17 protein-coding genes and 3 pseudogenes are annotated in these 20,003 nt (G+C 58.9%); 17 read left to right on the top strand and 3 right to left on the bottom strand.

Annotation, left to right across the window (positions count from 1 at the left end; translation table 11 throughout):
• Window positions 1-219 precede the first annotated feature (219 nt).
• The 5 genes from MESCI2_RS1000000136250 to MESCI2_RS1000000138540 all read left to right on the top strand — a co-directional run bounded on the left by MESCI2_RS1000000136250 (window position 220) and on the right by MESCI2_RS1000000138540 (window position 5,951).
• Entirely contained in the window at window positions 220-3,330 is a 3,111-nt protein-coding gene (locus tag MESCI2_RS1000000136250; RefSeq protein WP_245270440.1) for a Ulp1 family isopeptidase, read from the top strand.
• 198 nt (window positions 3,331-3,528) lie between these two features.
• Window positions 3,529-3,765 (top strand): hypothetical protein, encoded by a 237-nt coding sequence (locus MESCI2_RS0123395; protein WP_197031588.1) that lies wholly within the window; start codon window positions 3,529-3,531, stop codon window positions 3,763-3,765.
• Between the two features lie 36 nt (window positions 3,766-3,801).
• Window positions 3,802-3,948, top strand: coding sequence for a hypothetical protein (locus MESCI2_RS1000000139310; RefSeq protein ID WP_430981681.1), 147 nt, complete (start codon window positions 3,802-3,804; stop codon window positions 3,946-3,948).
• 11 nt (window positions 3,949-3,959) lie between these two features.
• Entirely contained in the window at window positions 3,960-5,000 is a 1,041-nt protein-coding gene (locus MESCI2_RS0123390; RefSeq protein ID WP_032901240.1) for an IS110 family transposase, read from the top strand.
• A gap of 204 nt (window positions 5,001-5,204) precedes the next feature.
• Window positions 5,205-5,951 (top strand): hypothetical protein, encoded by a 747-nt coding sequence (locus MESCI2_RS1000000138540; RefSeq protein ID WP_197031587.1) that lies wholly within the window; start codon window positions 5,205-5,207, stop codon window positions 5,949-5,951.
• A 606-nt stretch (window positions 5,952-6,557) separates the two neighbouring features.
• Here MESCI2_RS1000000138540 and MESCI2_RS1000000137250 read toward each other — a convergent pair.
• Window positions 6,558-6,844, bottom strand: a pseudogene (locus MESCI2_RS1000000137250) (transporter substrate-binding domain-containing protein); the annotation flags it as partial.
• A gap of 187 nt (window positions 6,845-7,031) precedes the next feature.
• Window positions 7,032-7,332, bottom strand: a pseudogene (locus MESCI2_RS1000000138930) (ISKra4-like element ISMet1 family transposase); the annotation flags it as partial.
• A gap of 181 nt (window positions 7,333-7,513) precedes the next feature.
• Between MESCI2_RS1000000138930 and MESCI2_RS01000000135210 the strand changes: the two are divergent.
• Together MESCI2_RS01000000135210 and MESCI2_RS0123360 are read left to right on the top strand one after the other, a co-directional pair.
• Window positions 7,514-7,825: pseudogene (locus MESCI2_RS01000000135210) on the top strand (hypothetical protein); the annotation flags it as partial.
• A 78-nt stretch (window positions 7,826-7,903) separates the two neighbouring features.
• Window positions 7,904-8,194 carry a hypothetical protein gene (locus tag MESCI2_RS0123360; RefSeq protein ID WP_155936652.1) on the top strand — a complete coding sequence of 97 codons (291 nt, stop codon included), beginning with the start codon at window positions 7,904-7,906 and terminating at the stop codon, window positions 8,192-8,194.
• Between the two features lie 169 nt (window positions 8,195-8,363).
• On the opposite strand, the gene MESCI2_RS0123355 is transcribed toward MESCI2_RS0123360, so the two are convergent.
• On the bottom strand, window positions 8,364-9,053 hold the full coding sequence (locus tag MESCI2_RS0123355; RefSeq protein WP_027038681.1) for a GntR family transcriptional regulator: 690 nt from the start codon (window positions 9,051-9,053) through the stop codon (window positions 8,364-8,366).
• 168 nt (window positions 9,054-9,221) lie between these two features.
• Between MESCI2_RS0123355 and MESCI2_RS01000000135205 the strand changes: the two genes are divergently transcribed.
• The 10 genes from MESCI2_RS01000000135205 (at window position 9,222) to MESCI2_RS0123300 (ending at window position 19,758) form a co-directional block, all read left to right on the top strand.
• Window positions 9,222-11,231, top strand: coding sequence for a hydantoinase/oxoprolinase family protein (locus tag MESCI2_RS01000000135205; RefSeq protein WP_050596644.1), 2,010 nt, complete (start codon window positions 9,222-9,224; stop codon window positions 11,229-11,231).
• Entirely contained in the window at window positions 11,228-12,985 is a 1,758-nt protein-coding gene (locus tag MESCI2_RS0123345; protein WP_027038680.1) for a hydantoinase B/oxoprolinase family protein, read from the top strand. The genes MESCI2_RS01000000135205 and MESCI2_RS0123345 overlap by 4 nt, the downstream gene beginning before the upstream one ends.
• On the top strand, window positions 12,982-13,872 hold the full coding sequence (locus tag MESCI2_RS0123340) for a 3-keto-5-aminohexanoate cleavage protein (protein ID WP_027038679.1): 891 nt from the start codon (window positions 12,982-12,984) through the stop codon (window positions 13,870-13,872). Before MESCI2_RS0123345 ends, MESCI2_RS0123340 begins: the two co-directional genes overlap by 4 nt.
• Window positions 13,869-14,645, top strand: a complete 777-nt coding sequence (locus tag MESCI2_RS0123335; protein WP_027038678.1) for an SDR family oxidoreductase — start codon at window positions 13,869-13,871, stop codon at window positions 14,643-14,645. The genes MESCI2_RS0123340 and MESCI2_RS0123335 overlap by 4 nt, the downstream gene beginning before the upstream one ends.
• Window positions 14,646-14,679: 34 nt before the next feature.
• The gene (locus MESCI2_RS0123330; RefSeq protein WP_027038677.1) at window positions 14,680-15,942 is read left to right on the top strand and encodes an ABC transporter substrate-binding protein; all 1,263 of its coding nucleotides are present in this window, start codon (window positions 14,680-14,682) and stop codon (window positions 15,940-15,942) included.
• 66 nt (window positions 15,943-16,008) lie between these two features.
• Window positions 16,009-16,872 (top strand): branched-chain amino acid ABC transporter permease, encoded by an 864-nt coding sequence (locus MESCI2_RS01000000135200; protein ID WP_050596643.1) that lies wholly within the window; start codon window positions 16,009-16,011, stop codon window positions 16,870-16,872.
• A complete protein-coding gene (locus MESCI2_RS0123320) occupies window positions 16,869-17,804 on the top strand; it encodes a branched-chain amino acid ABC transporter permease (protein WP_027038676.1) in 936 nt (311 codons plus the stop codon). The genes MESCI2_RS01000000135200 and MESCI2_RS0123320 overlap by 4 nt, the downstream gene beginning before the upstream one ends.
• On the top strand, window positions 17,797-18,555 hold the full coding sequence (locus MESCI2_RS0123315) for an ABC transporter ATP-binding protein (RefSeq protein ID WP_027038675.1): 759 nt from the start codon (window positions 17,797-17,799) through the stop codon (window positions 18,553-18,555). Before MESCI2_RS0123320 ends, MESCI2_RS0123315 begins: the two co-directional genes overlap by 8 nt.
• Complete coding sequence (locus tag MESCI2_RS0123310) at window positions 18,548-19,252, top strand: ABC transporter ATP-binding protein (protein ID WP_027038674.1); 705 nt, start codon at window positions 18,548-18,550, stop codon at window positions 19,250-19,252. Before MESCI2_RS0123315 ends, MESCI2_RS0123310 begins: the two co-directional genes overlap by 8 nt.
• A 41-nt stretch (window positions 19,253-19,293) precedes the next feature.
• Window positions 19,294-19,758: an acyl-CoA thioesterase gene (locus MESCI2_RS0123300; RefSeq protein ID WP_245270436.1), complete on the top strand. Its 465-nt coding sequence runs from the start codon at window positions 19,294-19,296 to the stop codon at window positions 19,756-19,758.
• Window positions 19,759-20,003 lie beyond the last annotated feature (245 nt).

Raw genomic sequence — 20,003 nt, 5'->3', positions numbered from 1 at the left:
GTCCAATTGAAGAGTTGGAGCAGGACGTGCAGTTCGAGACCAATCGGGGCATCATCCTGGCACCGGGTACCGGCTGGGCTGGCGAGAGTAATGTGCGAAATGGGAGGTGCGTGAGACGGCTGTCCTCCCTTTCTGGTTGCCGAGCCTAGCATCGGCTTTCTGAGGCTCGGGTCTCTGTCGAGAGTGCGCCCGAAGATTCATCTGATCAGGGAGAGTACCGTGGAAGTGAACTATAGCGATCCGAACTATTGGAACAATTGGTACGCCGTGCAGCAAGAGCTGCTGCGTGCGAGACAACACTCAGACAATTTGCCTGCCGGTCAAGCCGGCTTCGAACAGCAGCTGAGCAAACTGCACGTCAGTTCCTCTGATGAGAGCTCCGGTGATGCTAGTCTCCCTGATGCTGGTTCGCCCGATACTCCACCCGCACAGGCCCATGGAAGTATCCAGCGCACTGATATCGGCGGTTCGATGCGGATGCCGCCGCAATCCAACCCGCAGGACAATCCATTCAGCAGTACGCGGCACAGTGTCGACATTCCTCGCGCTCACTTTGGCGCGGCCATACAAGGTTCTCCATCTGACTTGCGCAACAGGGCACTGGGTAGCATGCGCGACACTGCGTCATCGGAACCGAAGCCTGCGGCGCGCACGAAGGAGAGAAAAGGCGGTGGATTGCTTTCTCGGGTTAAGTCGGGGCTTGGCAAAGTGCTTGGAGGAAGTCGCGGTGAAAAGTCGTTGGGCGGCTCCGCGTCGGATGCAGTCGATTCAGAGCTTCGTATCTACGCCTATAAGCGCACCCGTGCGTCCGAAGATGATGCAGCCCTCATTTCCGAGTTCGTGCGCGCGGCCGCAGGAAGTTATGCTTCCAGCACACTTCAGTCGATGGTGGACCAACTGAGCCGGTTCAGCGAGTTCCTCAACTCTAAGAACTTGACACTGGCCGGTCTGGTTGAAAGCCCTGTTCAGTTGAAAGCCCATGCGGATGAATTTGTGAACGCGGGGGGCGTCAAGCGAGTGCGTGCGGCATTGGAAGCGCTTCGGAAGTTCCGCGCCGGCGAGTTGTTGCCTCGGCCTCCTGCGCCACCTCCTCGTTCTCAGCCGCCTGCTCCTATCGGAGACGCGCTACTCATTCACCAGTTCGCCGCAGCAGCCCGGGCACATGAGGTGCCCGACAAAACTATCAGGTCTCATACGGAGGTTCTTAATAGCTTTTCTAAGTGGCTCACGGCCAACCAGAAGCCATCCCTGAGATCTCGGTTTCGAACCGAAGAAATAGCCGAGGACATCATGGCATTCGGCGAGGAGAATGACCCCAAGGGCCGCCTCTTTACGGCCCTCAATCATCTCCGAAGGATTCAGCCTGACGGGGCAGGGTTCGAGGCGCTCGGATCCGGGCCCCGCGTCATGGGGCGCCGTACTTTGAGCGCTTATGAGAGCGACGCCGACATCATCGACGACGCGACCAACGAAGCCTTGCGTAAGCTTGGACCGGCAGCGGCTGCCAAAGAGAGGGCGCCTATCCTCAAGATCGCTAGCAATCAGCGCAAGCTTAGTGAGTGGCTGAAAAGAGAGGGCAAGGAGAGCATAGCGAGTCGACTCAACGGCAATGAGCACCAGAAAAAACAACTGCAGAAAGATATTTCGGAGTTCAAGCGAGCCATTGGCCAACCGTACATCGGGTTGGGTATCAACAAGCTTCGGCATCCTCAGGGCGACGAACTCCAGCACGGGCTGCATCCTTATGACGACGACGCCAACATCATCGATGGCCTGGTCGAGGAAGAGTTGAGCAAACTCGGATCCGGCCGGACTTCCAAGACCGTCCGCAATACTGCTTCGGGGCAACGAAAGTTCAGCGATTGGCTCCGAACAATGGGCAGGGAGAGCATCGCGAGCCGGATCAACGGCGATTGGCATCAGCGCGATTCATTGGACAGAGATCACCAGGAGTTCACGAAAGCCAAAGGTAACGTTGGCATTGGCTTCAAGAGGCTTGCGCAGTATGTGCAAGTCGTCGAGACAAACAGGGCGTTGGGTGTAGCCTTCCCTGACCAGCCAAGTCGTGAACCGCAGCTAGCCGGCGCGAGCTTGTCGTGGTCGCCGCGAGTGCCGTCCGACTTTGATCCGAGTGAGTGGCCGACGCCGCAGGGTCCGTCAGGGCAGGTCGGCTTGCAGGAACCGGCTGGGTCGAGCTCGACCTGGTCGCCGCGGGTGCCGTCCGACTTTGATCCAAGGGAGTGGCCAGCTCCGGAGCGCGCGCCAGCTCGGTCCTCAGACATCTACCGCGGTCTCGCTTCTTTCGCTGATCTGCCGTCCACACCGCAGGAAATGCGTGACAACGCCCAGTCAAGGCCGGTGCTCATCCCTGCCGGCAGACCGCCGTTCTTCATCGATCCATCAGGCATGCCGCAAGAGCTCGAGGATATCGGATATCTCGTCGGCGAGGATTGGCAGCATGGCTCACAGCCGGTGCCGGACTTCCTGCTCGATGTACTGGACAATAAAATGCTGTTGCCGAGTTCGCGAATGGCTCCCCAGCCGGTCTCTATCAACGGTGAAACCTACTCCATCGCGTTGGGGCCGCGAGGAAGCCGCGACGCCCAGCTGATCCATCACCCTGGCCCATCCTTGGTTCCTGATAGCCGGATCGGCGCTTCGACTGCGAGTGCCTCTGCCGGCGACCGCAGCGGACGGGTGCTCCGTGCCGAGCAATGGCTGGGCGACGACCATATCGAGAGGGATTACGAGATCCTGAGGCAGGAGTTGGAGGGGAGCAATCCAGATCTCGCCGTCCGGACCCGATTCGTGGACCCTCTCATAGCCAATTATCGACTGCGCTCAGGCCCCGAGATCGATATGCTAAGCGCGTTCCAGCGCATCGTCCATGATCAGAATGGTGATGACACAGTCGACTTCCTGTTCCTGCCCGTGAACGATGCCAGTGCTACGGATCCTGATCTCCGCGGCAGCCATTGGTCGCTGCTGTTCGTAAATCGCAGCGACCGGGAAAGGCCGGTTGCGTATCACTACGACTCCTTCGGAGGGTACAATGACAACCTTGCAGCAGAGCTCGCAGCAAGGCTGCGCGTCAGCCTGGAGTGGTCCGGGATGGCCCAGCAGCGGAACGTGCATGATTGCGGCGTGTTTGTGGTGGACGGCACGCGAGAGCTGGCTCGACGGTTGGCACAAGAACCGCGGCCACGCCGCGAGTCGCTGCACCTCGACAATCTTGTCGCCGATCGGCGGGCACTTCAGGAGCGGCTCATGGCTCAGCCGCCTGCGCGAGACCAGTCTGCTGGCCCTTCGCGAACTCGAAGATTGGGCTGATCGAGTTGGCTGGAGCGACTCTCACCGGCAGAGAGTCGGACAAGAATAGCCGCCACGGTACCAAGTGTCGCATTGCCTCACGAAACTTGTTACCGATCGGGTTTCGTTGCCTCACCTGAAATGTTACCCGCGAAGTCACATTCCGGCATGATGCCCTTGCCATGAGGGAGGGATCATGAAGACGAGATGACGCATGCCATGCGCAAGGAGCTCGCCAATATAGTCAGGGATCGCTACGCGGCCGCAACGAACAAGGACAAACGCCGGATCTTGGAAGAATTCATCGCGGCGACAGGATATCACGAAAAATCAGCGATCCGTGTCCTGAACAGCTCGTCGGAGCTGAAGGTCTGGCGCAGCGAACAGGCGGACGCGTTGCTGTTTGGCCCCTTGAACAAGGAGCCGCCGATCCTGGAGATCGCAGGGCCACACTGAGGCGCCGTGGCGCTCGCTAAGGAGGCCGGGAGCAAAATGGATGAGGCAACGCTCGAATCTCGAGGAACATCGTTACGTGAGGCAATACGGCTTCTCTCCCAGATTGATGGTGTGGAACGGCCCCGCTACCGACAGCATCTAAGTGCTAGAACGTGGTCGTTGCGAGCAACGCCACAAGGATAGGGAGCCGTTCCGTGAAGCAGGTTAGCACCATCGGCCTGGATTTGGCCAAGAACGTTTTTCAGATTCATGGCGCCGACGCCGAAGGCGCGCCGATTTTCAATCGCAAACTGCGTCGAGCCGAGCTGCTGGGCTTTTTCGAAAAGCTTCCGCCGTGTCTGGTTGGTTTGGAGGCGTGCGGCGGTTCGCATTATTGGGCGCGCGAGATCGCGGCGCTCGGTCACGACGTGCGTTTGATCCCGCCGATTTATGTGAAGCCCTTCGTGAAACGAGGCAAGACGGACGCCGCCGACGCCGAAGCGATCAGCGAAGCCGTCACCCGCAAGACCATGCGTTTCGTTCCGATCAAATCGGCTGATCAACAAGCGGCGGCCATGGTGCTGAGGACGCGCGCCCTTTTGATCCGCCAGCAAACTCAGGCGATCAACGCGCTTCGCGGGCATTTGTCGGAGTTGGGCGTTATTGCCGCCCTCGGCACGGCTAAAGTCGCTGCGTTGATCGAGATCGTACGGGACGAGGAGGACGTTTGCCTGCCAAAAGCCGCTAGACTGGCTTTGGCTGAGATCGCCGATCAGATCGAGGCGCTGACGCGTCAAATCGCGAAGCTCGAACGAGGGATCGTCAGCGAGGCGAAGCGCGAAGAGGACATGCGACGGCTGACCACAATTCCGGGCGTCGGAGCGATTACGGCGGCTTCCGTCAAAGCGCTGGTCCCGGATCCCGGCGGGTTCAAATCTGGCCGTCACTTCGCCGCTTGGCTGGGACTGACGCCAAAGCCTCATTCGAGCGGCGGCAAGGAGCGGCTCGGCGGCATATCGAAAATGGGCAACCCGACGCTCTGCTCGCTGCTCGTTTGTGGCGCGACGTCGGTCTTGCGGCGCGTTAAGGGAAACGACAAAGCGCTGCGATGGCTAGTCACCCTTTTGGCGCGGCGGCCTTTCAAGGTCGTCGCGGTCGCGCTCGCCAACAAGATGGCGAGGATTATCTGGGCGCTGCTCACCAAGGGCGGGACATATCGAAATACTGGTGCGGCAAGCGGCGCAGCACGCGCCTGAGCCGAACGACGACCAGGACGGACTGGCCGGCGCGACGCCGGACAGAGGCGAGGTGCACAATTAGACGATGACCCACGGGACGAAATCCCGAGGCGAGAGAGGCCGGCGCGACAATGCGCTTACAGCGCGTCAGATTGATCAGCCCCTCGCATCGCGAATTTCATCGAGGCCAGCGGTCTTAGACCGCGCTGAAAGGCCGGACATATGACCGCACCTATCCCGCTGGGTGAAATGTCTGAAAAAGCGCTTGCCCGCGTGGCCGTTCCACATATGTCGCGCTACACCGCTTCCCGGGAAGCCTACGCCGAACCTGGCCAAGGTCGGATCCAGGCGCTCCGCATGGCTTGGCCGATCGCGTGTCGCCGATTGGAGGAGTTCCCCAACATTAACGCCATGCAGCTCTTCGACGAGTTGTGCGTCCAGTTCCCAGGCCGGTTCACCCGCAAGCAATACAAAACCTTCGCCCGACGCGTCGCTGTCTGGCGCGAGGCTGCCCGCGCGCGTGGCGTTGTCATCGGACCCAAGACGTATTGTCTACTCAGCGACAAGCCGCGTGGCCGACGTCCCGACACCTTCAAGGATCATTGGGAGGAGATGACGCACTGCCTGGAAGAACGCCCGGATCAGACCGCGCTTGAACTGCTCGTCGAGTTCCAGGTCCGCTACCCGTGTCGATACCGGATCAATACTCCCCAGAAGTGCCGTTTGAATCTTCCCAGTTTAGCGTTGCCACCGGTCCTCCGGGGCGCGCCCCGGAGGACCGGCGGCACGTCATCAGCGATACTGCTCTCGATGGTCGAGAGGGGAATGGCGGTGATCAAACTCGGGGAGATAGTCATGATCTTGGCCGACTCGGATCAGCCGACAGAACGATTGGGTGAAGGCGAAGACGTCGGGCCGCTTGAACGTATAGCAGCCCGGTCCCCGAAGAATCGCCTTCAACCAGGATGAGCGCTCGTGCTGCCATTGGTCGTAACTCCGAGTTGCGAGCGGCGAGCGGACCATGTGCACCAGTTTTATACTCGCCTGATCCCTCGGGACAGGCGAGGTGTATCATGGCCGCGAGTTTAAGACCGCAAAGGTTCCGTAAAGTTATATGACGCCTTTGTTACCGCCAAAGTTAGGCTCTTTACGCGTCTCCTGGAGACGAACACGTCAACCGGATAAAGAGGTCGATCCTCGCGGACGAATTGCGCCGTCGTCAAGCAGCCGAATAACGACGCTCTGATGGTTTCAATGCCGGATTTCTCCCTTGGGCTTGCGACCGAGTGTCGAGGCAGTCGCAACAGCCGAGATCGTGTCCGCGGGCGAGCGATCTGGATTTCTTCCGCGATGTCGGAACCAATGCTCTGAAAAGCGACTGCGTTCGCACCCCGACGTGGCACGCCGCCACTATGCCGAGTCCGGAACAGCGCGCTCGTGAAGAGATCGTCCTGACTCGGACGGGCGGCGCGCGTGCGGGGGTGGCGCGCCCTCCATCAAGCCGCTATCGCCTGGGGGCGAGCGCGCGACGTAGATGACCGTCGCACTCATCATCAGAACGATCAGGCCTTGTTCGGCGCCGGTGATGACCTTGAGGCCCGCGACGTCCTTCGGCTCCTTGATCGAGGTGATACTGCTGTCGGCCTTCACATAGAAGCCGAGCACGTCCTGGCGGTAGGTCGAGAAGTCAAACTTCTCCTTGCGTCCTCCCTCACGGTGACGTTGCTGATGATGGCGTCATATCCGGAGGCGAGGCCGAGCGGCCAGTCGACCCAGGCGACCGGCACGAGGTCGAGCTTCAGCCCGAGCGTCTCGGCGATCAGCACGGTGATATCCGGATCGGTGCCGACAACGGTCTTGGCGATGTACGAACCGCCGGCCTTCCAGACTCCGTACCGGGGGCTTTTCCTGCTTGCCCCCGATTTCGAGGATGCCAAATTTCCGGGCCAGCGCAGCGAAGAATGGGAGTGGCATCGGCATAGGTCGCTGGTCGGTCGCCATTGAAGATCGAAGTAACGCCGACGCGAGACACGCTCCAGAGAGACCCGAGCGGGATCGAGCCCTATGATCGGCGATCTGCTGCATCGGCTGGATCTTCATGGCGGTGTGGAACCAGTCGATGATGTGGGCCGTCGGCTTCGGCATGGCGCGGGGCAGCCGCTTGAGAATTTCGGCACCGTCCGAAATCACCGTCACATCGCCAAAGCCGCGGTAGCCTACCTCCCGAAGGGCATGAAGGGCGCGATCCCGGATTGCCCGTTGGTCGGTGCTGGCGGTCACGAAATAGCGGGCCGCCGCCATCGCCTCGCCCGCCGCGGCTGCATCGGGCCACAACGAGCTCAAAGTTGCGCGCTGATTTGGGATCGGCGCTGCGGACATCGCTTCCCGCCATTGACCGGGACATCAGAGCGGTGAAGTGGCGTCTGTGGCACGGGCGGGTCGATCGCGCGATCCGCGACCTGGGACAACTCTTGGAGAGAGTGATCTATTTGCGGGGAGGCGGCGAGTTCTCCGTCGCCCGTCTTCACAGCCTCGGCTCGCAGCTGCTGACCTATATCAGATCGAACCGCGGCGCGATCATCAACTATGGCAAGCGCTACCGAGCCGGGCTTCGCGTCGCAACGACCCTGGCTGAGTCAGCGGTGAATTCACTCGTCGGCAAGCGGATGGTCAAGAAACAGCAGATGCGATGGTCACCCCACGGCGCTCACATGCTCATGCAGGTCCGCACGGCAGATCTCAACGGCGAGCTTCGCGATCGATTGCGGGCACCGTTCCGACAGCCAGAGCCGAATGTCCCACCACTATTGAAACCCAGACCGCCGCTCCTGCGCGCCGCCTAACCCCAGAGAAATTACCGGTCTCAGGTGGGCGCAATCTCACATTAAGTGCAGTGTGACACGCCATGAAAGATCCAGCCGATGCAGCAGATCGCCGATCATATAGCTCGTTCCCGCCATCGACCGGGACATCAGAGCGGTGAAGTGGCGTCCTTGGCATGGGCGGTCGATCGCGCGATCCGCGACCTGGAACAACTCTTGGAGAGAGTGATCGATTTGCAGGGAGGCGGCGAGTTCTCCGTCGCCTGTCTTCACAGCCTCGGCTCGCAGCTGCTGACCTATATCAGACCGAACCGCGCCGCGATCATCAACTATGGCAAGCGCTACCGAGCCGGGCTTCGCGTCTCACGACCCTGGCTGAGTCAGCGGTGAATTCACTCGTCGGCACGGCGCTCATATGCTCAGCCAGAGCCGAACGTCCCACCATTGTTCAAGCCCAAGCCGCCTCTCCTGCACGCCGCCTGACCCCAGAGAAGTTACCGGTCTCAAGGCAACTGACTATGTCAGTTGTCATTCGACGTAGAAAGCCGCAGGCCACTCGCTATGCGGATGGTCTGAATGCGTCCGCATTGGCGATTGCGTTGCCGGCTTCTTCTAGGTCCGCGACCAAGCTCTTGACGGCGGAGTCTTTGTCACCCTCTCGAACCGCATCAATTATCTCAGCGTGGTGCCGATGCCCTGAGAAAGACATTGGTGTAGTCTTTAGCAGGCTGAGCAGCGGGCCATAGCGCATCCACAAAAGTTCGATGAGGTTTACGAGCTCCGGGTTGCCGCAACGCTCATAAAGGGCAAAATGGAATCGGTGATTGAGCTGAAGATAGGTCCTTGTCCCCAGAGCGCCGCGGGCTGCTTCCACATCCATTCTGGCGTTGATTTGCGCCAAAATGTCCGCGAGGTTCGGAAGTCTCTGTGCTACTGTCATCCCAACGGCCTTGCCTTCAAGATCCGTGCGCAACGTCAAAAGGTTCCGAAGTCGTTCGACACTGGCGTCCGGAATGAACATTGAACGGCGCGGCGCTGACTCGAGCGCGCGTGCCGTTACAAGGCGATTGAGCGCTTCACGAACCGGCATGTGGCTAGTCCCAAAAGCGTTCGCAAGTTCCTCCAATTTTAGCTTCTGACCAGGCGAAAACTCCGCCATCATTATCGACCGCTTCAGCTCCTCGTAGACGTGCTCAAGGTCCGAATTGGTCTGGCGCGGCTTCAGCGAAGGCAAAGTGGTGGCAGGCATCGTGACTCCAGGAGAAGACAAGGCCAGGTACACATATCGCGAACGCATTGCTTGATCAACGATCAAAGAGCATTTTTTTGCCACCAGCGGACAATCGCAAAAAATTGGGGTTGACAGGCGTCATGTTTTGACGGCAAATCCTTGATCAACGATCAAAGGGGAACGTCAATGTGGAAGGTTGGAGTTGATGTTGGAGGAACCTTTACCGATCTATTCGCGGTTAACATTTCTACGGGCGAGGAGCGAACCGGCAAGGTTCTGACAACGCCCGAAGAGCGGTCCAAGGGCGTGCTCAACGCAATTGCCAACGCCGATCTGACGCCAGACGAGATTTCTCTCCTCGTTCACGGAACCACGACTGCAACAAACGCACTTATCGAACGTAGCTTCCCTGACGCCGCGATGATCACAACCGAAGGTTTCCGAGACGTTCTGGAAATCGGCCGGATGCATCGTGAGCACCTTTATCGGCCGTATCAAACGAAGCCGGCTCCACTGATCAGAAGGCGCTATCGATACACGATTGACGAACGGACCAATGCAAAGGGCGAGGTCGAAAAGTGCGTCGACGCCGCACAGCTCGAGCCGATTATTGCCTCGATCTCTGAAGCACGCATTGGTTCGGTAGCCGTCTGTCTCATCAATTCGTACGCCAATCCGGCAAATGAGCGGAAAGTTGCGGAGATCCTGTCGGACGCGCTCCCGAACATTCGCGTGACGGCTTCTGCTGACGTAAAGCCCGTCTTCCGGGAGCACACGCGTTTCACGCTAGCTTCAATCCGCGCAACCATTTTGCCGGTCATGGCAAATTACTTCGAGCGGCTACAGGCTCGCCTACTTGAGGGTGGGTTCTCGGGAAACCTCATGATCCTCAAGAGCAACGGCGGGATGATGGGTGTCGACCAAGCCCGGCTGCGCGTTGAGGAGCTTGTGGAATCCGGTCCTGCTGGCGGTGTGGGGTATGCCGCCGAGATAGCGCGCACTGCTGGTTTCCCGAACATCATTCACACCGACATGGGCGGTACCAGTTTCGACGCGTCCATCATCGAGGACGGCCAGGGCCTCATCACTCGTGAGTATGAACTCGAATTCGATATGCCCGTCGCGGTTCCAATGCTGGACATTCGATCGATTGGTGCCGGTGGGGGCTCTGTCGGATGGGTTGATAGTGGCGGTTCGCTTCGGGTAGGCCCCATGTCGGCGGGTTCTGTGCCAGGGCCAGCTTGCTATGGACGTGGAGGTATTAGACCTACGATTACCGACGCCAACCTGGTCCTTGGCCGGATCAGTCCAGATCTCTCAGGAAAGTTCAAGCTGGACGTTCCAGCTGCCCGCGACGCGGTCGAAACGATCGCGACCAAGCTCGATCTTACTATCGAGCAGTGTGCCGAGGGCATGATCCGGATCGCGACGGAGGCGATGGCGCAGGCCGTGAAGCTCGTCTTGGCGTCGCGTGGTCGCGATCCGCGCGACTATGCATTTGCCAGTTTCGGCGGTGCAGGTCCCTTGCACGCTTGCGCAGTTGCGGAAGCGCTCGCCACGCCCACCGTCATTGTTCCTCGGTATTCCGGCGTCGCGTCCGCATACGGCGCTCTGCGTCTCGCGATCAAACACGACGAAGAGGTCTTTCACTACGCGCCGCTGACGGCAGAGGAACTCGATCGGGTTAGTGTGAAACTGCAGTCGCTTGGCGAAGCCGCCGTCGACGCGCTAGTCGCTCAGGGCGCGAAGGTCGAGGACTTAAGCGTCAGTTTTGTGATGAGGATGCGGTACGCCGGGCAGACATTCGAGGTGGACGTTGTTCAAGATCGCGGCGCAATAGAGGATCGCGATGTTCAACAGCTGGCCTCGTCATTTCACGAAGCGCACAAGCGCGAATTCGGCGTGAGATCTGACGATTTTCCGGTGGAGATTGTGGCCTTGGCAGTAACTGCCGAAGCGCCTTCGCCCGCCGGCCCCCTGGAATCCGAGCAGAATTCGCAACTTGCTCCTTCACAGCAGAAAGGTCGCAAGGTTTGGTTTGGCGATTGGACCGAAGCTCTCGTCCATGATGCCGCAGGTGCTCAGATCGTGAGCGGTCCCGCTCTCATTGAGGATCCTCACACCAGCATTGTCATTCCTCCGGGTTGGGCCGCTCGGTTTGACTCAGCTCGAAACTGCATTCTGGAGAGGGCATGATGGCTAATCCAATCGATCCCATCACGTTTGAAGTTCTGCGTAACACGTTTGAACACGTCTGCCGCCGCATGACGGTTATCCTCCAAAAGTCCTCATTCTCGCCGATCCTGTCTGAGAACCTGGACTTCTCCAACGCGATCTACGATCCGACGTTGCGCTTGGTTGGACAGACGGCCAATTGCCCGGTGCACCTCGCCGCGATGCATTTCAGCGTCCAGGCCGTGGCCAGGAAGTTCGGCATTGAGACTTTGCGCCCTGGGGACGTGGTGATCCTCAACGACCCGTACGATGGCGGCACGCACATCAATGACGTGACCCTGACGATGCCTGTCTTCTACGAAAATGAGCTGATCGGCTTCGCGGTAAGTCGTGGCCACTGGATGGATCTTGGCGGAGGTGGCCCGGGCGGGCAGGGCTTTGGTACGCATGTCGCGGGCGAAGGTCTTCGACTGCCTCCTTTGAAATTGTATCGCGACTACCAAGTCGACCAGGATCTGCTCGAAATCCTCCTTCGGAACACGCGAACGCCTCACTACGTCAAAGGCGACCTTCAGGCTCACATGGGAGCGCTCCTTGCCGCCGAGGACGAGCTGCGCGCGACAGCTCGTAAGTACGGTCGGGCAACTCTCATCCAAGGAATGGGCGACATGATCGGTTACACCGAGCGCATCGTCCGGGCGGAGATCGAAAACATTCCGGACGGCGTGTACGAAGGAGCCGATTACGCCGATTCCGATGGCATCACCGACCAGAAGGTTTGGGTTCGCGTCAAACTCACGGTGGCGGGGTCCAACCTACATGTGGATTTCGCAGGTAGCGACCCGCAGGTCGCTGGCGCGATCAACTCACCATTCGCGAACACAACCGCAGCGGTTTACACCGCCTTGCAGTTCTTCCTCGCGCCTGATGCTCCGCCCAATGCTGGGATGTTCGCTCCGATTTCGTTGAGCCTGCCGGACGACTGTTGGCTGAATGCTCGTTGGCCTGCTCCGGTAGTCGGTTGCACGACCGTGACGTCGGGCAAAGTGCAGAGCGCCATCTGGCAAGCTGTCGCCAAAGCAATCCCGAGTCTGGCGATCGCTCCAACCTGCGCAGACGCAAATTGGTTCGTCGCCGCTGTCCGTGGCCCAGGAAACCGTATCGATGTGTTCTCAGACATCCCTGCTGGCGGCTGGGGCGGCACGCCATACAACGACGGGCTAAACGTCACGCTGGATCCTCTGGGCAACTGCACAAATATGCCAGCGGAGGCAGCTGAGCTCCTCTACCCGGTGAGAGTCGAGGCATTCGACTTGCGCCAGGATTCTGGCGGTCCGGGAGAGAACCGTGGAGGGTTGGGCGCAAGGTTCAAGTTCCGGTTCCTGAACGGTGGCGAACTCTCGATCGAGACATCCCGTACCATTGAGGGTAGCCCGGGTGTCAACGGCGGCGGTATGAGCCCCGTCCAGCTTCTCGTTCAAGAATACCAAGACGGTCGCCGGGAGATCATCGGCGGACCTCGTCCCGACGGAACGTGGCGCAGTCCGCTTCTGTCCTCGCACAAATTTGGACCCGGTGAGGCCTTCGAGTTTCTGTCGACCGGAGGTGGTGGCTGGGGCGTGGCTCAAACCCGGGCCCCAGAGAGAGTTCGGCAGGACGTGATCGACGGCTATGTCTCGCACCAAGCTGCGCGTCGGGACTATGGGGTCGTGCTGGATCCCAACACGTTCGAACTGCTTCACGATCAAACCTCAAAGTTGAGAAACCTGGCATGAACAACGAGATATTTATCACTTGCGCCGTAACCGGCGCTGGGCCGGGGCCGCGAAAGAATTCGAACGTTCCGGTCACTCCTGCGCAGATCGCCGAAGACGTGCTCGCGGTTGCCGAGCATGGCGCCGCTATCGCCCACGTCCATGTTCGCGATCCGGAAACGACCGAGGGATCTCGCGATGTGAAGCTGTACGCGGAAGTACTCGAGCGCGTTCGCGATAGAAACGACAATATCATCGTGAATATGACCGCAGGCATGGGAGGTGATTTGGTCCTTGGCTCCAATGACCCGACCCAGCCGCAACCTGGCACCGATCTGGTCAACCAGAAGACGCGCCTCCTTCATGTAGAAGCGTTGCGGCCAGATATCTGCACGCTGGATTGCGGTTCCTACAACGTAGGCGAGGGAAACCTCGTCTACATCTCCACGCCGGAACAAATCCGCGAAGGTGCGCAGACCATTCGCCGGCTCGGCGTGAAGCCTGAACTTGAGGTGTTTGACCTTGGTCATCTCGACTTTGTGACGAAACTGATCGGGGAAGGCGCGTTTGCCGGTCCGGCAATGATTCAGTTCTGCCTTGGCGTGAACTACGGAGCTCCTCCCACCACCGCAGCGATGAAAGCGATGGCGGACGCGGTTCGAGGGTCCGACGTGGTCTGGTCGGCGTTCGGCGTCGGTCGGATGCAAATGCCGATGGTAGCGCAGGCAGTTCTTCTCGGCGGTAATGTACGGGTCGGTCTCGAAGACAATATCTGGCTCGACCGCGGCGTACCGGCGACCAATGTTTCGCTGGTGAAGCGGGCGCGTGAGATCGTGGAGCGGATGGGTGTGCGGATTATGTCCTCATCGGCAACGCGTGATCGCCTCGGCCTAGGTGCAGTCGTATGACTGCCCTTAAAGACAAGCGTGCGATCATAACAGCTGGCGCGAGTGGAATTGGTCGCGTGGTTGCCAAGAAAATGATTGCAGCCGGTGCCAAGGTCGCTGTCTGCGACGTCGACGCAGATGCCGTCGCCGACTTCGCCGCTGAAAACCCCGACTCGACTGCGGTCATATGCGACGTGGCCGATCCGAAGAAGGTTTCAGAAGCAATCGAGACGATGTTGAAAAGCCTCGGCGGGGGTACTGACATCCTTTTCAACAACGCTGGAATCGCGGGACCGACGGCTGCTATCGAAGATATCTCACCAGAAGAATGGGGCAGGACTGTCGATGTAAATCTTACGGCCCAGTACCTGTTCATTCGAGGTGTTATGGCTGGGATGAAGGCTCAGCATTCAGGGGTGATACTGAACATGTCTTCGGCAGCGGGTCGTCTCGGCATGCCGATGCGCACGCCATACGCAGCGGCAAAATGGGCCGTGATTGGATTGACGCAATCCCTGGCGATGGAAGTCGGCAAGTTCGGAATACGGGTCAACGCCATTCTTCCAGGGTCTGTCCGCGGCCCACGGATGGAACGCGTAATGGCCGCAAGAGCCAAGGCGACCGGACGGCCACTCGCGGAAATCGAGGCCGAAGAAGTGGCCACGATGTCTTTGGGACGAATGATCGAGCCAGAGGAGATCGCTGACCTGGCGATCTTCGTCTCGTCTGACGCCGGTCGATCGATCTCCGGGCAATCGCTTGGGGTGTGCGGCAACACCGAAATACTCAAATAGCTCATCTTGGGGAACTAAAACTAGGGAGAATAAAATGGACTTGATGACAAGAATAATTGTTGCTGGCGTCTTCGCCTGCGGGCTCACAGGATACGCGAGTGCACAAGAAACCATCAATATCGGCGTCGTCCAGCCTCAGGCCGGTGAATGCGCTCAATGGGGCGTGCCGATCACCCGCGGGGTGCAGATCTGGGCCGAAGAGTTCAACGCAAATGGCGGCATTGCTGACGCAACAGGTAAGAAACACCAGATCAAGGTAACTACGTACGACAATAACTGCTACACGGCCGGCGATGAACTGACTGCTTTCCGGCGCGCAATCCTGGATGATAAGGTCAACTTCATTCTGCAAACCTTCACGCCGGCTTCTCGGCAAGCCGTTGCGCAGATCGCGACGGAAAACAAGGTTCTGACGACAAGTTACGGTGCTGGCTATCTCAATGCCAAGTATCCCTTCCTGATTGGATCGGTGACTGGTTCGCCGGGCTCGTATATGTTCTTGGTAAGTCACCTTCTTGAGACCCGGCCCGACATCAAGAAAGTCGCCATCGTGACGGCGGATCATTCGTTCGGACAGGCTGCGCTAGCCTACTACAAGGCAGGTATCACTCCCTATGCGAAGCGAGTCGAGATCGTCTACTCCCAGCCATATGATCCAGCATCGACATCCGACATGCTCGGGCTTGCAACGCCGATTTTTGCGTCCAGTCCTGACCTGATCGTCGAACTCGGGTTCACGCCGGGACAGCAGGCACTGTTCATCGAAGCCATGGAGCAGCTTGGATATAAGGGACTCTATGGTAGCGAGGGCTGGACAATGGGCCTGGTTACCGAGCGTATTCCTGCCGCCCAGCTCGCAGGTCGCGTTTTCAGCGCATACGTGGTTGATGCCTCTGAGCCGAGCTTCAGCCCTCGCGTCTCGAAGTTCTACAAGTCTTATGTTGAAAAGTACGGTCAAAAAGAATGGTCAGTGCTGGCCTCTGTGGCCTACGCGGCAATGACTACGGTGGAAGCGGGCATTCAGAAGGCAGCTGCTCCCACTGGAGATGCAGTCAGACAGGCGCTGTTTACGACCGATACGGTTGACCAGCCGCTGTTCGGCAAGTCCCACTGGGGTGGTGCAGAAATGTATGGGGCCAACAATTGGCTGCTCACGCCGCTGCCAGTCTACGTGACTGACGACAAAGGCGGCGTGAAGGTGGATGCGGTGGTCGACGTTGCCAAATGGTGGAACGCGAACAAGGACGCGGCGCTCCCGGTCCTCGCACAGGGCGGTCAGGTTTCCGCCAACAAGTAGAAACCCCAGCGTAGAAGTGGTCGCGCTGATGCGACCACTTCGACGCCGCAGAGGTGGTCGACCCTCATGCAAATCGTCCTGAATTGTCTCTCACTCACGTCGTTCTACCTTTGCTTCGCCCTGGGCCTGGCATTGGTGTTCGGGGTGATGCGGATCATCAACTTCGCGCACGGCGAGTTCTTCATGATCGGCGCCTACGTGACGTATTTTTGCGTCGCCACGCTTGCACCCCAAATCGGAGGGCCAAGCGCCTGGCTCGTCGGCGCGATCGTGGCAGCAGCAGTAACCGGGCTGCTAGGTGCCGTGCTTTACAGAGCGGTGGTCGTGCCATTGGCTGACAAGCCGCTTGCGATTTTCATTTCGACGCTCGCGCTCTCGTACGTTCTGCAGACGATTGTCGTTCAGATATTCGGTCCGGTTGGCCTCTCCATCTCGCCCCCACTGCGCGGCGTCGTGAGCGTGGGAGGGGCAATCCTCCCAGCCTCGCGGGTAATGGTCATTGTAGCCGCGGCCGCCCTTTCAACAGGTTTATGGATCTACCTCATGAGAACTGAGCCAGGTCGTCGCATCCGCGCGGTTGCTCAGAATCCTCGAGGTGCATTGCTGCAGGGCATTAAGACGCGGAATGTTGGCAATCTGACGCTGATCATCGGATCGGGAATCGCGGGTATCTGCGGCGCATCGATGGGACCGATAAGCCAAATATCGCCCTACATGGGTGGTCCTGCTCTCTGGAAAGCGTTCATCATTATAATTGTGGGCGGGATCGGCAATGTCTGGGGAGCGGTGGCGGCGGCGGCAATCTTTGGGGTGCTTGATACACTTATGTCGCAGTTCGGCGGCGGGCGCTTTCTTGCCCTGACGAGTGCGGCCATCATGCTGTTCGTCCTTAGCGTAAAACCCTCCGGTCTATTCGGGGAAAAAGAATGATGGGCGCTCTGCATCGGGACATCGCAACCATCATCATTGTTGGGCTTGCACTTGTCGTCGGCGGGCTCGTCGGCACGCCATACATTCTGGGAGTCTTGATCATCTTCGGCATGGTCTCGATCCTGGTCTTGTCCTATCGGACTATCACCACGATGGGTGGCTGGTCGTTCGCCCACGTCGCCATCATGGGCATAGGGGGCTACTCAGTAGCCATCTTCTCCAAAGCGCCTTTTGAAGTTCCAGTGTTGGTTGCGGTGGCACTTGGCGGGGTCTTTGCTGCATTGTTCGCCGCGATATTGTCTTGGCCTGTTCTTCGTACTCGTCAGTACTACTTCTTCTTATCGACTTTCGCCGCGGGCGAAGCGCTGCGCCAGTGCTTCATCCAGATCAAGGAAATAACCGGCGGCACGGCGGGAATCGCTTTCATAGCCCGCCCTGGAATTCTGCCAGATCCGTCATCGGCGTTTCAGTTTCTATGGCTTGTCGCGGTCATACTTGTATTGCTGGGCCTATTCTACGCAGCGCTGGACGCGTCCGACACCGGCAAAAAGATCAAGGCCGTCGGCGAGGACGAAGCCCTGTCTTCTTCGCTGGGTATAGACGCCTGGGCGCTTCGTGCACTCGGCTTCATTCTCGGCTCATTTGGAGCTGGCATCGCTGGTGGGCTTTTTGCGTCCTACAACGGCATCATGTCTCCGTCCGACATCAACGCCATGCTGATGTTCAAGATCGTGGCCGCGTGTGTGATTGGTGGCACTGCCCGATTTTCGGGGCCACTGCTCGGTTTGCTCTTTCTAACCCTGATTGAAGAGATATTCCGCTTTGTGCCTGAGTTCGTGCCGATGATCTGGGGCGCGCTCGTCATCGCCGCCATCATTCTCAGCCAGCGCGCCGGCGGAGGCCTCAAGCTTCGTAAGGTGATTAATGCTTGAGGTAAGGGAAATCAGCCGTGCCTTCGGACGCCTCAAGGCAGTTGAGGGAGTCACGCTTTCCGTAATGAAGAACCAAATCCGCGGTCTTATCGGTCCCAACGGATCGGGCAAATCGACGACGATGAACCTGATCAGCGGCAGTCTTAAGCCTTCCGCAGGAAAAATCGAGCTCGAGGGGCAGCGGATCGAAGGCAAGGAGCCGCACCGAATCGCTCGGCTCGGCCTCATCCGAACTTTCCAACTGACCAGGGTATTCACGTCAGGTACCCTCCTAGACGCGGTCGCTCTCGGAGTCCGTGCCGCCAGCGGATCACCGTGGAGTCCGGCCCGTTGGATCCCCGCGGGCGATCAGGCCGAAGTCAATCATGCCGCGTTAGTTGCCCTGGAACGGATGGGGCTGGCACATCGCGCTAACGAACTCGCGGGCAGTCTTCCTGGCGGTCTGCGACGGATCCTCACCATCGCGACAGCCTTGGCCGCAAAGCCCAAGATCATGCTCTTGGACGAGCCGCTGGCAGGGCTGAACGCGACGGAAAAGGCGGAAGTTGCAAACAGAATCGAGAAGCTCAGGACCGACGACGTTTCCATTCTGCTGGTCGAGCATGACATGAGGTCCGTCATGCGTTTGTGCGACCGAATTACAGTGCTGAATTTCGGCCAAGTCATTGCAGAAGGTACACCGGCCGAAATCGGAAGGCACCCGGACGTGATCAAGGCCTACTTGGGTCAGAAAAGGGTCCGCGATGCTTGAGGCGCAAGACATCGTGGTCGAGTATGGCGGCGTGCGCGCGCTGGATCAACTGAGCTTCTCGGCTCAAATTGGCGACGTCACCGCGGTCGTGGGCAGCAATGGTGCTGGCAAGACCACCCTGATGAACACCATCTGCGGCTTGATACAACCAGTATCGGGAGAGATCCGGCTGGATGGGGAGCGGATCGATGGTCTTGCACCGGATGAAATCGTGCGACGGGGCATTTCCTTGGTACCCGAGGGCCGAGAACTTTTTCCGCGCCTTTCGGTGCTTGAGAATCTGTTGCTCGGAGCGACAGTACGACCGGACCCCGCTACGAGGCGAACGACGCTGGCGCGGATCTACGAACTGTTTCCAGTGTTAGCGGACCGACAGAGCCAGAAGGCTGGCCAGCTGAGTGGCGGCGAGCAGCAAATGCTAGCGTTTGGCCGGGCGCTGATGTCGTTACCCAAGTTGCTCCTGTTGGACGAGCCATCGATTGGCCTTGCGCCTATGGTCGAAGAGCAGCTCATCTCGGCGATAAGGGACTACTCGCTTGAAAACGGGATCGGCGTCTTAATTGTCGAGCAGAACGCGATGCTCGCGTTGGAATACGCGCAACACGCGTTCGTAGTCGAGCAGGGCAGGGTTGCCCTCTCGGGACCCGCCGCAACCGTCAGAGACGATCCGGCAGTCATCGCATCGTATCTCGGCTAGCAAGTTTTCTGGCGGCCGTCCAAAACCGCATGGAGTTCCGAATGAACACTCACCACGCAGATCTGTTTCGGCAACCCAAGTTGATAGCCGGTGTAGTGCATCCATGGCATTTGGATCAGTTTGGTCACATGAATGTTCGCGGCTATGCGCCCTTCTTCGATGACGCTTCTTTCCTGTTTTGGCATCAGTTGCAGCTGAGCCAGCAGAAGATGATCGATGAGCTTGGCGTTCATTCCGTAACACTCCGAGCGTCCACGGAATTCAAAGCCGAGCTGAAAAAGGGCGACTGCTTCTCAATCGTTGGCTGCGTTCAAAAGGTTGGCAATAAAAGCGTCACGCTCCAATTTTCTATGGTGGACCAGAAGAGTGAAAGACTTTTTGCTGTCTACGACACCATCGAGGTATTCGTCGAGGCGGAAGGCGGAACCTCGGTGACAATTCCGCAGCCAATACGTGACCGGTTGTTGGAATTCCACAAGGAGGCCGGCGTCGCTGGCACAATTTGACTATGAGCAGTGGCGCGGAAGCAAATCGAGCTAAGAATGAGCCTCGCGCCGTCATGGGGGGTGCGTTCTCCTGGATTGACGTTCCGGCCGGTCACTCAGATACAGATCTCTCTTGGGCCCAGATTTTAGGTTCTCTCCTGTCGAAGATCTGGCCCCGCCGTTGTCAGTCCGTCGAACTGAAGGGCAAGCCTGCGGTAGATGCTTGCTCGCATCCTATCCTAGCAGTCGCGCCCGATTGCATTGTT

It is taken from the genome of Mesorhizobium ciceri WSM4083 (genome assembly GCF_000519305.1).
GTDB lineage: Bacteria > Pseudomonadota > Alphaproteobacteria > Rhizobiales > Rhizobiaceae > Mesorhizobium > Mesorhizobium ciceri_B.
This window is presented reverse-complemented; position numbering and strand designations above follow the sequence as displayed.